Origin of the sequence: Tessaracoccus oleiagri (genome assembly GCF_900103275.1) — a bacterium.
Lineage (GTDB): Bacteria > Actinomycetota > Actinomycetes > Propionibacteriales > Propionibacteriaceae > Arachnia > Arachnia oleiagri.
Genome location: NZ_FNGP01000006.1, coordinates 38,857 through 51,451 on the forward strand (window position 1 = coordinate 38,857; position 12,595 = coordinate 51,451).

Consider the following 12,595-nt stretch of genomic DNA (forward strand, 5'->3'; position numbering starts at 1 on the left):
TCAGCCTATGTCTGGCTCACAACCGGCTTGCGGCGGCGGCGACGCTTGCGCTCCGACGGCTTCTTGACCGGTTCGCCCTTCGACTCCTGCTCCTGGCGGCGACGGTCCGCGAAACGGGCCAGCGAGTCCGCGAGCGAGGCGAAGTTCGGGGCGTCCGCGATCACGTCGACGCGCAGCCCGTGCTGCTCGCAGGCGACGGCCGTCGCCTCACCGATGGCGGCGATCACGGACGCGGCGTGCGGCTTGCCCGCGATGCCGATCATGTTTCGTACCGAGGAGGCGGAGGTGAAGACGACGGCGTCGAACATGCCGGTCTTGATGTCGTCGCGGATCTGCGCCGACGGGGGCGCGGCGCGGACGGTGCGGTAGGCGGTGACGCCCTCGACCTCCCAGCCCAGGTGCTCGAGGCCCTCGACGAGTGGGTCGATCGACACGTCGGCGCTCGGCACCAGGACGCGGTTGAGCGGGTCGATGAGCTCGTCGAACGCGGGGAACTCGTCCGCCAGCGCAGAGACGGTGTTGTTGCTCTCGGGCACCAGGTCCGCCACGATGCCGAGCTTGCGCAGCGCGGTGTCCGTGCCGCGGCCGACGGCGCCGACGAGGATGCCCGACAGCGCCCGCGAGTCCAGCCCGTACTCCGACAGGCGTTCGGCGATCGCCTCGACGGCGTGCGGGGAGGTGAACAGGCACCACATGTAGCGTCCGTCGACGAGGCCGCGGACGGCCCGTTCCATGCCCTGCTCGGTGCGCGGGGGCTCGATGGACATCGTCGGGATGGTCTCCATGGTGGCCCCGTACTGGGCGAGCTCCTCGGCCAGCGGCTCGAGGTCGTCCTTGGTGCGGGGGCTCAGGATGCGCCAGTCGAACAGCGGCTTGGAGGCGTACCAGTCGAGTCGGTTCCGCGCGGTGTCGGCGACGGAGTCGGAGATGACGAAGTAGCACTCGTAGATGTCGGCGTCCGGCTTCACGTCGCGCCACTGCAGCACTTCGCTGGTCTGGCGCGTCGTGGCGACGTCGTCGACGAACAGGGCCTGCCCGTCCGGCCCGAAGCGCTCCGCGGCCGCCTTCGCGACCTCGCCGAGCAGCGGGCCGATGGTGCGGATCACGAACGTGTCGCCGCTCGGCCAGTCCTCGACCGGCGGCACGTCGTACCGGGCCTCGAGCACCGCGATCGACCGTCCCACCGGCACGGCGGCGAACGTGAGGAGCGTGCTCCAGTGGTTGAGGCCGGGGACGATGTTGATGCGCACGCCGGCGTCGTCGAGGATGCGCGAGACCAGCCAGGTCTCGCTGACCTCGACGAAGGGGTATGCGATGCCCAGCCGGACGACCTTGAGACCGCGGTGGACGGCATCCAGGATCTGCGCCACCTGGTCCTCGGCCACGCGCTCGATGACGGCGTGGCCGGTGTCGAGCTTGCGCAGCTCGTCCTCGTTGGCGTCGCGGTCGATGATGATGAGGTCGGCGAAGCGAAGCGTCTTGGCCCCCAGCAGGGTCAGCAGACCGAAGTCTCCAGGACCGGATCCGACGAACGTGACCGTCCCACGGGCTTCACTCACGGCACTCTCCTACATCCAGCTGGCCAACGCAGCTTCGTCCACGAACCAATAGCTACGCACCTTGCCGTCCACGATCAGGACGGGGACGTGGTCCGTGTACTCGGCGCGCAGCGCCTCGTCGGTGTCCACGTCGACCAGTTCGTAGCCGACCCCTCGCCCGGTGCAGACCCGCTCGACGATGCGTTCGGCGTCCACGCAGAGCGTGCAACCGACGCGCGTCAGCAGACGAACCCGCGCGGGGGCCACCTGACTTACTTGCCTGCGCGGCGGCGCTGGATGCGGGTGCGCTTCAGCAGCTTGCGGTGCTTCTTCTTGGCCATGCGCTTGCGGCGCTTCTTGATGACAGAGCCCACGTCTTGCCTTTCATAGAATGTGGAACCGCGCACAGGGCGCGGACGACTCCCAATAGTAACCCGGCGCGCGCGATCGTTACCAATCTTGCCGGCGCCGGAGGGCCGTCAGGACCGCCTGCTCATCTCTCCCGCGCGCAGCCTGCATGCCTCGACGGCGTCGAGGAACGCGGCGCGGACGCCGTGGTCGTCGAGCTTGCGGAGGGCGGCCGCGGTGGTCCCGGCCGGCGACGTGACGTCGGCGCGGAGTTCGGCCGGCGGACGGCCGGAGGTGGCCAGCACCGCGCTGGCGCCGGCGAACGTCTGCACGACCAGCTCGCGGCTCTGCGCGCGGGTGAGGCCCTGGTGCACGCCGGCCTCGATCATCGCGTCGGCCACGTAGTAGAGGTACGCGATCCCGGAACCGGACACCGCGATGACGGCGTCGAGCTGCGGCTCCGACACCACCAGGGTGCGCCCGACAGCCTCGAAGAGGCGCACGACGGCGTCGAGCTGCTCGTCGGTGGTGCGCGAGCCCCGGACGATGCCGGTCATGCTCTCGCCGGCCAACGCGCCCGTGTTCGGCATGGCCCGTGCGACCGAGGTGCCCTCCGGCAGCCAGGCCTCCAACTGCTCGACGGTGACGCCGGCGGCGACGGACACGACGACGGAACCCTCCGCCGGCCGCAGGTCGCCCAGCAGGGACTCGAACTGACCGGGCTTCACGGCGACGACGATCACCTCCGCGTTGGCGGCCTCGTCGAGGGAGACGGTGCGGACCCCGTGCTCGAGGTGGAGTGCCCTCGCCTGCTCGTCGCGGCGGACCACGACCGTGACGTCGTCGGGCCGCTTCCCGGAGGCGAGCCAGCCCGAGAGCAGCGCGCCGCCCATGGCACCGACGCCGATCAGCGAGACGGTCATCGGACCAGCAGCTCCGCGATCTGGATGGTGTTCAGCGCGGCACCCTTGCGGAGGTTGTCGTTGCTGATGAACAGCACCAGGCCGGTGTTGCCCGGCACGGACTGGTCCTGGCGGATGCGGCCGACGAGGGACGCGTCGGCCCCGGCCGCCTGCAGCGGCGTCGGCACGTCGACCAGCTCGACGCCGGGCGCGGCGGCGAGGATCTCGCGCGCCTCGTCGGGCGTGATCGCGCGGTCGAACCGGGCGTGCACCGAAAGCGAGTGGCCCGTGAAGACCGGCACGCGGACGCAGGTGCCGGAGACCGCCAGCTCGGGCAGGTGGAGGATCTTGCGCGACTCGTTGCGCAGCTTCTTCTCCTCGTCGGTCTCGCCCTCGCCGTCGTCGACGAGGTTGCCGGCGAGCGGCACCACGTTGTACGCGATGGGCGCGACGTAGGGACCGAGCTCCGACGGGGCGAACCGGGACCCGTCGTGGGCCAGGACGCGCGCGTCGTCGATCTGCGGCAGCTGCTGCGCCAGGGTGTCGACCCCGGCGAGGCCGGATCCGGAGACCGCCTGGAAGGTGGTGACCTGCAGGCCGGCCAGGCCCGCCGCGTCGTGCAGCGCCTTGAGCGGCGGCATGGCGGCCATGGTGGTGCAGTTGGGGTTGGCGATGATGCCGAGCTCGGCCTTGCCCACGTCGCCCGGGTTGACCTCGGAGACGATCAGCGGGACGCGCTCGTCCATGCGCCACGCCGAGGAGTTGTCGACGACCGTGGCGCCCGCCTCGGCCACCTTCGGAGCCCACTCCTTCGACGTCGCGCCGCCCGCGGAGAAGAGCGCCACGTCGAGGCCGGAGAAGTCGGCGGTGGCAATGTCCTCGACGCGCACGTCGCGGTCCTTGAACTGCACGGTCTTGCCGGCGGAGCGGTGCGACGCGAAGGCGCGCAGCTCGTCGGCAGGGTAGTTCCGTTCGGCCAGCAGGCGCAGCATGACGCTGCCCACCTGGCCCGTGGCTCCAAATACTCCAACACGCATGGGCGCCAGTCTACGCGCTGCGCGCCCCGCGCCCGTCGGTGCTGTCCGCCGGGCTCAGCTGCCTGGGGCGAACGGCAGGTACACCAGCAGCCCGGCGCCGAGGAAGGCGAAGAGGTCCAGCAGGATGTGGACGATCACCAGCGGCATGACGCGCTTGATCCTCAGGTACAGCCAGCCGAAGACGAGGCCCATGACGAGGTTGCCGAAGAACCCGCCCCAGCCCTGGTACAGGTGGTAGGTGCCGCGGATCAGGGCGGAGATGAAGATGATCGCGAGCATGTTGCCGCCGCGCTGCGCCCAGCGGGTGAAGAGGTAGCCGATCATGACCACCTCCTCGAGGATCCCGTTCATGAAGGCGCGTCCGACGAGGATGGGCACGGTCCACCAGGCCGCGGTGAGGTTGGCCGGCTGGACGTTGGTGTTGATGCCCACGTTGAGTGCGAACAGGTAGAACGCCAGCCCCGCGACGCCGATGACCGCGAAGATGCCGAACCCCCAGGCGAGGTCCTTGCCGGGCTTGCGGAAGTCGAAGCCCATGGCGCCGAACGGCCCCCCTTCGGGCCGCAGGTGCACCCACAGCAGGTACAGCACCAGCACCGCCGGCATGAGCGGGAAGATCGTACCGGCCACCTGGTAGGCGAAGTCGAGCCACGGCCGGTCCGGCGTGCGGGAGGTGTTCATGCGGGTGACCTGCTGCGCGAGCGGCACCTCGCGGGTGAGCTTCTCCCAGATGGACAGCATCGCGTAGACCGCGGACTGCCCGAGCGAGATGGCGAGCACGACGATGATCTCGACGCCGAGGCGCCGCTTGGTGTCAGTGGTCATCGTTTGTCCAACACCGCCCGCAGGTAGCTGACCGCGGTCTGCGGTCGCGCCGCCACCCGGGTCATGAGGTACTCGAACCAACCCGGGCCGTAGGGCAACAGGACCCGGGACCGGTACCCGATGTCGGTCAGGCGGCGTTGCTCCAGGGGTCGCACCCCGTAGAGCATCTGGAACTCGAAGTCGGTCCCGGTCCGCCGGTGCAGGTCCTGCGCGATGGCGATGATCGTCGGGTCGTGGCTGGCCACCATGGTGTAGGCGCCGCCCTCCATCGCGATCCGCATGCAGCGCACCAGCGCCAGCGACTTGTCGTGCTCGTCGGTGATCGCCTGCGAGTCGGGCACCGGGTAGGAGCCGATGCAGAGCCGGAGCCTCGGGGACTCGTCGACGATGCTCCGGCAGTCCCGCTCGGCGCGGCGGATGTCGACCGGGAGGGTGATGCCCAGGTCCGGGTGGTCGGCGCGCGCGTCGCGCCACAGGCGGAGGGTCTCCGAGTACTCGGCGTAGCCCTGCATCTCGAGGGTGATGTGCGCCCCCATCTCGTGGGCACGGCCGGCGAGCCGGCGCAGCGTCCGCAGCGCACCGTCCTCCGATTCGCGCAGCCCCAGCTGTGACGGCTTCACCGAAAGTTCGGCGCCGCGCGCCTCCTCTCCCAGCAGGTCCAGGAGCCGCTCCAGCTCGCGGGGCGACTCCGCCTCTGAGTCGCTGGTGGGCAGGTGTGCGAAACTCACCTCCAGCCCGCGCGTCCGCATGACTCGGGCCTCGTCCCTGGCGTCCTCGGCATCGAGGCCGACGATGTACGGCTTGGCCAGCTCCTCGAGCGCCCCGGACGCGAGCGCCATCGACTGGACGCGGCGCGAGCGGATTACCTTGCGCAGCAGCTCGGTGATCATCGACGGACCAACCCCTTTTCGTAGAACTTCCTCGTGTTGGTGAGCGCCTCTTCGAGCATCTCGGCGCGCTCGTGGCGCGAGCGGGCGCGACGGGTGGAGACCTCCAGCACGATGTGCCCGTCGAAGCCCTGCCGACCCAGCTGCTCCACCAGCTCCCACGCGTTCTGGTCGCCCTCGCCGGGCAGGAAGTGCTCGTCCTTGTAGGAGCCGCGGCCGTCGGTGAGGTGCACGTGGCGGAGACGGTCGCCCCACTCGTGCATGAGGTCCAGCGAGTGCTGCTGCGCGGTGGACGCGTGCGACAGGTCCAGCGTCAGATGGTCGTAGTCGCGGTCGGTGGGATCCCAGGACGGCAGGTACATCTGCAGGCTGCCGACGCGCGAGCGCCAGGGGAACATGTTCTCGACGGCGAAGATGACGCCGGTGGTGCGGTTGAGCTCCCGGATGCCGGCCTCGAAGCCCGCACCGTACTCCTTCTGCCAGCGGAACGGCGGGTGCACCACCACGGTGTCCGCACCCAGCTGCAATGCGGCCTCCGCGGAGCGTTTCAGCTTGTCCCAGGGGTCGGTGCCCCAGATGTTCGGCGTCACCAGCAGCACCGGGGCGTGGACGGACAGCACCCGCACACCGTGGTAGTCGCTCAGCTTCTCGATTGCGTCCACGTCGGTGGACAGCGGGTCGATTCCCACCATCAGTTCCACGCCGTCGTAACCGAGCTCGGCGGCCAGTTCGAAGGCGCTGGCCGAGGTCTCCGGATAGACGGTGGTGGTCGACAGGGTCACGGTTGCTGTGGACACGGGATCAACACTACAAGCCTCGACACCCCCGATTAGTTGAATCGAAGGGCGGGGGACCAGAATGGGGGCATGATGCACGTCGACCATCTGATTTTCGCCGCCAGCCCCGCCGGACTCACCGCTGATGCCGCCCGGCTGGCCGAGGCGCTCGGCGCCGAATACAAGGACGGCGGCTTCCACCCACGGTTCGGAACCCGCAACCACATCATCCCGCTCGCGGATGCCCGTTACATCGAGATCGTCGAGGTCCTCGACCACCCCGCCGCGGAGAAGGCGCCATTCGGCCAGGCCGTGCGCGCCCGCTCGAACATGGGCGGCGGCTGGATGGGCTGGGTCGTGAGCGTGGACGACCTCGCCCCCATCGAGGAGCGCCTGGAGCGCGGCGCCGTCGAGGGCTCCCGCCTCTTCCCGGACGGCCGGCGCCTCGAGTGGATGCAGATCGGCATCAAGGGCCTGATCGCCGACCCGCAGCTGCCCTACTTCCTGCAGTGGAAGTCGCCCGAGGAACTGCGCCCCGCGGCGCTCCACGGCGAGGTCCGCCTCAAGGGACTCGAGATCAGCGGCTCCGCCGACCGGCTGAGCGAGTGGCTCGGCTTCGAGATCGACGACTCCCTGGACGGGGTGGACTTCACGCTCGTGGCGCCCAACGGCATGCCGGGCATCAACCAGATCGAGTTCGAGTCCCCCACCAAGGGCACCGTCACCATCTGACGTTGATCCTCGCCATCGACGGCTTCGGCGCCTCGGGCAAGTCGGTCCTCGCCGCGCGCCTCGCGGAGCAGTTCGCCGGCAACGTCGTCGCGCTCGACGACTTCACCCGTCCCGGCACGCCCACCTGGGAGCACGAGCGCTTCGTCGACGAGGTGCTCACCCCCCTGCGCGCCGGACGCGGGGCCGCGTACCGACCGTGGCGCTACGACCAGGACGCCCCCTCCCCCACCGTCCACCTTCCGCCCGGGGGCCTGCTGATCGTCGAGGGCGTCTCCGCGCTCGCACTGGCGGCCGTGGCGCTCGCCGGCGAGTGGTGGGACCTGTCGGTGTGGGTGGACGCGGACGAGGACCTGCGCCGCGCCAGAATCGCCGAGCGCGACGGTGAGGCGCTCCTCCCGCTGTGGCGCGAGCAGTGGTGGCCCAGTGAGCAGCGCTACTTCGCCGACGAGTCGCCGCTGGAGCGCGCCGATTTCGTCCTACGTGCCCGGTAGCCTCGCAGCGTGGCGAAGAAACAGGACGCGTATCACTGCACCGAGTGCGGCTGGGCCTCCACCCGTTGGGTCGGCCGCTGCGGCGAGTGCCAGACATGGGGGTCCGTCGTCGAGCGAGGCGCCCCGAAGCTGAGGGAGGTGCCGTCGACGGCGCCGCTGGCGAAGGCGCTGCCCATCTCCAAGGTGCCGATGGACGCCGCCCGCCGCTACCCCACCAACATCGGCGAGCTCGACCGCGTCCTCGGCGACGGGCTCGTCCCCGGCGCGGTCATCCTGCTCGCCGGGGAGCCCGGCGTCGGGAAGTCCACGCTGTTGCTCGACGTCGCGGCCAAGTGGGCGTCGTCGGGCCGCAAGACGCTGTACGTCTCCGGGGAGGAGTCGGCGTCGCAGGTGAAGATGCGCGCCGAGCGGACGGGCACCGTCGTCGACGACCTCTACCTCGCCTCGGAGTCCGACCTCGGCACCGTGCTCGGCCACATCGAGGAGGTGTCGCCGTCGCTCGTCGTCATCGACTCGGTGCAGACCATCAGCACCGCCGACGCCGAGGGCGTCCCCGGCGGCCCGTCGCAGGTCCGCGAGGTGACGGGGGCGCTGGCCCGGGTGGCCAAGCGCGAGAACGTCGCGATCGTGATCGTCGGGCACGTCACCAAGGACGGCTCCATCGCCGGCCCGCGCACCATGGAGCACCTCGTCGACGTGGTGCTCACCTTCGAGGGCGACCGCCATTCCGGGTTCCGGATGGTGCGCGCTACGAAGAACCGCTTCGGGCCCGCCGACGAGGTGGGTTGCTTCGAGATGGACGAGCGCGGCATCGTCGAGGTGCCCGATCCGTCGGGGCTGTTCACCACGCGCCACGACGAGCCCACCCCCGGCACCTGCGTCACCGTGACGCTGGAGGGCCGGCGGCCGCTCCTGTCGGAGGTGCAGGCGCTCGTCGCCCAGTCCACGAACGAGAAGTCGCCCCGGCGCACCACGCACGGGCTCGACGGGTCGCGGATGGCCATGGTGCTCGCGGTCCTGGAGCGGAAGGCGCGGATGCCGCTGTTCGGCCACGACGTGTACGTCTCCACCGTCGGCGGCGCGCGCGTCACCGACCCGTCGGTCGACCTCGCGGTCGCGATCGCGGTGGCCTCCGCCGCGCTGGATCGCCACCACCCGCGACGCTTCATCGCGCTCGGAGAGGTGGGCCTGGCCGGCGACCTCCGCAGGGTGCCGGGGGTCGAGCGTCGCCTCGCGGAGGCCGCGCGGCTCGGATTCGAGCTGGCCGTCATCCCGCAGGGCTCCCGCGACGTCACGGTGAAGGTGCCGAAGCTGGGTGGGCTCCGGGTGGTGGAGGTGCCCACGCTCGCCGACGCGCTCGGCGTCCTCGACCTCCGCACGCCGTCCCGCTAGACGCAACGACAAGGATCCTGGTTGCCGCGCCCTGGAGCGCGGTGACCAGGATCCTTGTTTGCCGCCGTCAGTCGCGTGCGGCGAGGAACCGCTTGGCGAGCGCGGCGAGCACCTCGTCGTCCGACTCGGCCACGCGGCGCAGCGCCGGGTCGGCCACCTCGCCGAGCTGGCCGAGCGCGGAGACCGCGGTCAGCCGGACGGGCGGGTGCTCGTCGGCCACCCGCGCCTCGATCGCATCCACGGCGGAGTCGGCGTGGTCGCCGAGGTAGCCGAGGGCCTCGACGGCGTGGTCACGCACGTCGGGGTTGTCGCTCTCGAGCGCCTCCACCAGCGCCGGGATCGAGAGCTCACCCAGCTTCCGGAAGGCGTCGCTCAGCGCGTCGCGCTGCCAGCCGTCACCGTCGCCGAGCCGCTTCGCGAGCAGCGCCGGTGCGCGGTGGCCGCCGGTGTTCGCGGCCGCGCGGTACGCCTTGAGCGCGACATCCTTGTGCTCGTCGAGCACGAGCGGGGCGACGGCGTCGAAGTGGTCCGGGTTGCCGATCTTGCTGATGACGTGGGCACCGGAGAAGCGGTCCGACGGGTCGTCACTGGTGAGCAGCTCCCTGAGCAGCTCGTCGGCCTCGTCGGCGTGCTGGACGATGGCCCAGGTGATGTCCTCGCGGACCCGGCCGTCCTTCTCGGTGCGCAGGGCCTCGACGAGCACCGGCACGAGGCCGGAGTCTTTGGCGGTACCGAGCGCGAGCGCGGCGTGGCGGCGCTGGGTGGCGGGCTCGCCGTGACGGAGGTTCTCGATCATGGTCTCGGTCATGTGACTCTCTTTCTCTGATGATCGGCCTAACGCCACCTTAGTTCTCGGTATTGCACCGTTCGCCACCGGCGTAGCAGCGGGAGGGCGGGAGCCCACGTCCATGGCAAGCTGACCCCATGCGTTTGATCTCCCGCCGCACCGCAGTGGCCGGCCTGGCCGCCGGCGCCGTGCTCCTCGTCGCCGCCTGCACCGACGACGCAGGGGACGACGTCGGCGCCCCCGGCCCGGGTGCGGGGACCGGCGGCGACGAGACCGCGACCGCGGAGGAGAGCCCGACGCCCGCCGGACCGGTGGTGGCGGCCCACGAGCGGTTCGACACCACGCTGCTCGGTGCGGACGCCTCACCCCTGGACGTCAGTCGCGCGGTGCTCGCCGCCGCCACCGTCGTCGTCGTGGCCGACGCGGACACGCCGGAGGCGGCGGCCACCGCGTCGCGGCTGGGGCTGCCGCTCCTGGTGGTGGGCGACGGCCTCACCGAGGAACTGGAGCGGCTCGGCACCCGCACCGTCGTGCGCCTCGGCACCGCGGAGGCCGACCTCGGCGACCGGGAGGTCGTCGACGAGGCGGGCGCCACCGACCTCGAGGGCCTGCCGCTGACCCCGCCCGAGACCGGGCACGTCGCCCTCGTCGCGCCGGGAACCACCGTCCCCGCCGGGGTGGGCGCCACGCTCGCCGCCGCCGGGGTGGCCGTCGAGGAGGTCGCCTGGGACGATCCCCGCGCGACGGCCGAATCGGTCGCGCTCGTCAAGGGCGCCACCGGCGTCGTGGGGCTCGGGGCCTTCGGCGAGCGGTTCCCCTCCCGGGTCGAGGCCGCCCGCACCCTCCCCGAGCTGCCGGGCGGGGGCGTCGCCCCGTTCCCCGGCCGCATGATGGTCGCCCTCTACGGCCACCCGTCCGGCGGCACGCTCGGCGCGCTCGGGGAGCAGGGCCCGGAGGCCGCGGCGAAACGCGTCAAGCAGCTGGCCGCCGAGTACCAGCAGTTCAGCGACAAGCCCGTCATCGGCTGCTTCGAGATCATCACCACCGTGGCCACCGCCGTCTCCGGCCCCGACGGCGACTACTCGGGCGAGACCCCCATCGAGCAGCTCCTGCCGTGGATCGAGGCCGCGGAGGCCAACGGCGTGTACTGCGTCCTCGACCTCCAGCCCGGCCTCACCGACTTCCTCACCCAGGCGAAGAAGTACGAGGAGCTCCTCAAGCGCCCCACCGTCGGCCTCGCCCTCGACCCCGAGTGGCGGCTCCGCCCCGGTCAGCGGCACATGACGATCATCGGCCAGGTCCAGATCGACGAGGTCAACGCCACCGGCGCCTGGCTGGCCGACCTCGTCGCCGCGAACAACCTGCCGCCCAAGGTGCTCGTGCTGCACCAGTTCCAGACCCGCATGATCGTGAACCGTGAGCGGCTCGACACCAGTCGCGACGAGATCCAGTACCTCATGCACGCCGACGGGCACGGCAACCACGGCCAGAAGCTCGCCACCTGGCGGGCGCTGCTGCCCGGCCTCGGCCCCGAGGTACGCCTCGGTTGGAAGAACTTCATCGACGAGGACTCCCCCACCATGACGCCCCAGCAGACGATGGAGCTCGTCGAGCCGACGCCCGACTTCGTGTCCTACCAGTGAGCCGGCGCGGGGCCCCGCCACTATCCTTGAGGGGACTCGTCGAGGAGGGGCCTTGTCACGGACCACGTTGCAGCACTACATGAAGCTGCTGGCGCCCGGCACCCCGCTGCGCGCCGGCATCGACCGCATCCTGCACAGCGGCACGGGGGCCCTGATCGTGCTCGGCTTCAACCGCCAGGTGAAGCAGGTGAGCTCGGGCGGGTTCCAGATCGGGGTGGACTTCTCCGAGCAGGCGCTGCGTGAGCTCGCGAAGCTGGACGGCGCGATCATCGTGAGCAACGACCTCTCCCGCATCGTGTCGGCGGGCGTCCACCTCGTCCCGCCCGGCGACATCCCCACCGCCGAGACCGGCACCCGGCACCGCTCCGCCGACCGCACCGCCCAGGCCACCGCAGTGCCGGTGGTGACGGTGTCCGCGTCGATGGGGACCGTGTCCCTGTTCATCGCCGGGCGGCGGCACGTCGTCGAGAAGGCGAGCGACGTGATCAGCCGCGCCAACCAGACGCTGGCCGCCATGACGAGCCTCATCAACCGACTCCAGGAGGCGCTGGACCAGCTCAACTCCCTCGAGGTCGCCGAGCAGGTGACCCTGCGCGACCTCGTCGCCGTGGCCCACCGCTACGAACTGGCCCGGCGGCTGTCGGCGGAGACCGAGTTCCACATCGAGGTCCTCGGCGTCGAGGGCCGCCTCCTGAAGATGCAGCACGCCGAACTGGCCGCCCCGCTCGGCGGGCTGTCCACGCTGATCGCGTCTGACTACGCGCACAACCTCGACGACGCCCAGGAGTTCCAGCTCGAGAACCTGCAGAACTTCACGCCCGAGGAACTGATGAACAACCACCTCGTGGCCCAGCGGCTCGGGTTCGGGCCCGACGCCTACCTCGAGACCCCGCTGGAGTCGGTCGGCTACCGGATGCTCACCACGGTGGGCAGGCTGCCGCGCCACGTCGTCGACCTCCTCGTGCCGAAGCACTCCCTCCAGGAGCTGTTCGCCGCGAGCGTCGGGGAACTGATGCGTATCGAGGGCATCGGCGATCGGCGCGCCCGCCTCATCCGCGACGCGCTCCTGCGCATCAGCGAAACGGCGTTCGCCCGCTCCGACACCGCTTGATACCCTTGTCCTCACCACAGGGGAGCACCGAAAGGGGTGCTGAGAGTGCGGCGTGACCGCAGACCCTCAACCTGATCCGGTTCGTACCGGCGTAGGGAGTGAGATCTCTCCTTGGCGTATGCCGAG

At 70.9% G+C, this 12,595-nt stretch carries 14 protein-coding genes and 1 riboswitch; of the genes, 5 read left to right on the forward strand and 9 right to left on the reverse strand.

Features of this window, described 5'->3' with window-relative positions; genetic code table 11:
- Window positions 1–5: 5 nt before the first annotated feature.
- From BLR46_RS13800 to BLR46_RS13835, 8 genes are all read right to left on the reverse strand, one after another.
- Window positions 6–1,559 carry a uroporphyrinogen-III synthase gene (locus BLR46_RS13800; RefSeq protein WP_093253414.1) on the reverse strand — a complete coding sequence of 518 codons (1,554 nt, stop codon included), beginning with the start codon at window positions 1,557–1,559 and terminating at the stop codon, window positions 6–8.
- A gap of 9 nt (window positions 1,560–1,568) precedes the next feature.
- A complete protein-coding gene (locus BLR46_RS13805; RefSeq protein WP_093253417.1) occupies window positions 1,569–1,805 on the reverse strand; it encodes a glutaredoxin family protein in 237 nt (78 codons plus the stop codon).
- 5 nt (window positions 1,806–1,810) lie between these two features.
- Window positions 1,811–1,912: a 30S ribosomal protein bS22 gene (locus BLR46_RS13810; RefSeq protein ID WP_042842924.1), complete on the reverse strand. Its 102-nt coding sequence runs from the start codon at window positions 1,910–1,912 to the stop codon at window positions 1,811–1,813.
- A gap of 105 nt (window positions 1,913–2,017) precedes the next feature.
- Complete coding sequence (gene proC / locus BLR46_RS13815) at window positions 2,018–2,809, reverse strand: pyrroline-5-carboxylate reductase (RefSeq protein ID WP_093253419.1); 792 nt, start codon at window positions 2,807–2,809, stop codon at window positions 2,018–2,020.
- The gene (locus BLR46_RS13820; RefSeq protein ID WP_218118487.1) at window positions 2,806–3,834 is read right to left on the reverse strand and encodes an aspartate-semialdehyde dehydrogenase; all 1,029 of its coding nucleotides are present in this window, start codon (window positions 3,832–3,834) and stop codon (window positions 2,806–2,808) included. The genes proC and BLR46_RS13820 overlap by 4 nt, the downstream gene beginning before the upstream one ends.
- Window positions 3,835–3,879: 45 nt before the next feature.
- The gene (locus BLR46_RS13825) at window positions 3,880–4,650 is read right to left on the reverse strand and encodes a CPBP family intramembrane glutamic endopeptidase (RefSeq protein ID WP_093253424.1); all 771 of its coding nucleotides are present in this window, start codon (window positions 4,648–4,650) and stop codon (window positions 3,880–3,882) included.
- Window positions 4,647–5,540 (reverse strand): proline dehydrogenase family protein, encoded by an 894-nt coding sequence (locus BLR46_RS13830; protein WP_093253427.1) that lies wholly within the window; start codon window positions 5,538–5,540, stop codon window positions 4,647–4,649. Before BLR46_RS13830 ends, BLR46_RS13825 begins: the two co-directional genes overlap by 4 nt.
- Window positions 5,537–6,334, reverse strand: a complete 798-nt coding sequence (locus BLR46_RS13835) for a sugar phosphate isomerase/epimerase family protein (protein ID WP_245701738.1) — start codon at window positions 6,332–6,334, stop codon at window positions 5,537–5,539. Before BLR46_RS13835 ends, BLR46_RS13830 begins: the two co-directional genes overlap by 4 nt.
- A 72-nt stretch (window positions 6,335–6,406) precedes the next feature.
- On the opposite strand from BLR46_RS13835, the gene BLR46_RS13840 reads away from it, so the two are divergent.
- From BLR46_RS13840 to radA, 3 genes are read left to right on the forward strand one after another with little or no spacing between them, the layout of a single operon-like run.
- Window positions 6,407–7,045, forward strand: a complete 639-nt coding sequence (locus BLR46_RS13840) for a VOC family protein (protein ID WP_093253720.1) — start codon at window positions 6,407–6,409, stop codon at window positions 7,043–7,045.
- 2 nt (window positions 7,046–7,047) lie between these two features.
- Window positions 7,048–7,536 carry a uridine kinase family protein gene (locus tag BLR46_RS13845; protein WP_093253431.1) on the forward strand — a complete coding sequence of 163 codons (489 nt, stop codon included), beginning with the start codon at window positions 7,048–7,050 and terminating at the stop codon, window positions 7,534–7,536.
- A 9-nt stretch (window positions 7,537–7,545) separates the two neighbouring features.
- Window positions 7,546–8,928, forward strand: coding sequence for a DNA repair protein RadA (radA, locus tag BLR46_RS13850; RefSeq protein ID WP_093253433.1), 1,383 nt, complete (start codon window positions 7,546–7,548; stop codon window positions 8,926–8,928).
- 67 nt (window positions 8,929–8,995) lie between these two features.
- Here radA and BLR46_RS13855 read toward each other — a convergent pair whose 3' ends face one another.
- The gene (locus BLR46_RS13855) at window positions 8,996–9,736 is read right to left on the reverse strand and encodes a HEAT repeat domain-containing protein (RefSeq protein ID WP_143008316.1); all 741 of its coding nucleotides are present in this window, start codon (window positions 9,734–9,736) and stop codon (window positions 8,996–8,998) included.
- A 116-nt stretch (window positions 9,737–9,852) separates the two neighbouring features.
- Between BLR46_RS13855 and BLR46_RS13860 the strand changes: the two genes are divergently transcribed.
- The gene (locus BLR46_RS13860) at window positions 9,853–11,358 is read left to right on the forward strand and encodes a hypothetical protein (RefSeq protein WP_093253438.1); all 1,506 of its coding nucleotides are present in this window, start codon (window positions 9,853–9,855) and stop codon (window positions 11,356–11,358) included.
- Between the two features lie 52 nt (window positions 11,359–11,410).
- Window positions 11,411–12,469: a DNA integrity scanning diadenylate cyclase DisA gene (gene disA / locus BLR46_RS13865; RefSeq protein WP_093253441.1), complete on the forward strand. Its 1,059-nt coding sequence runs from the start codon at window positions 11,411–11,413 to the stop codon at window positions 12,467–12,469.
- Between the two features lie 8 nt (window positions 12,470–12,477).
- Window positions 12,478–12,584, forward strand: a riboswitch (TPP riboswitch).
- Window positions 12,585–12,595 lie beyond the last annotated feature (11 nt).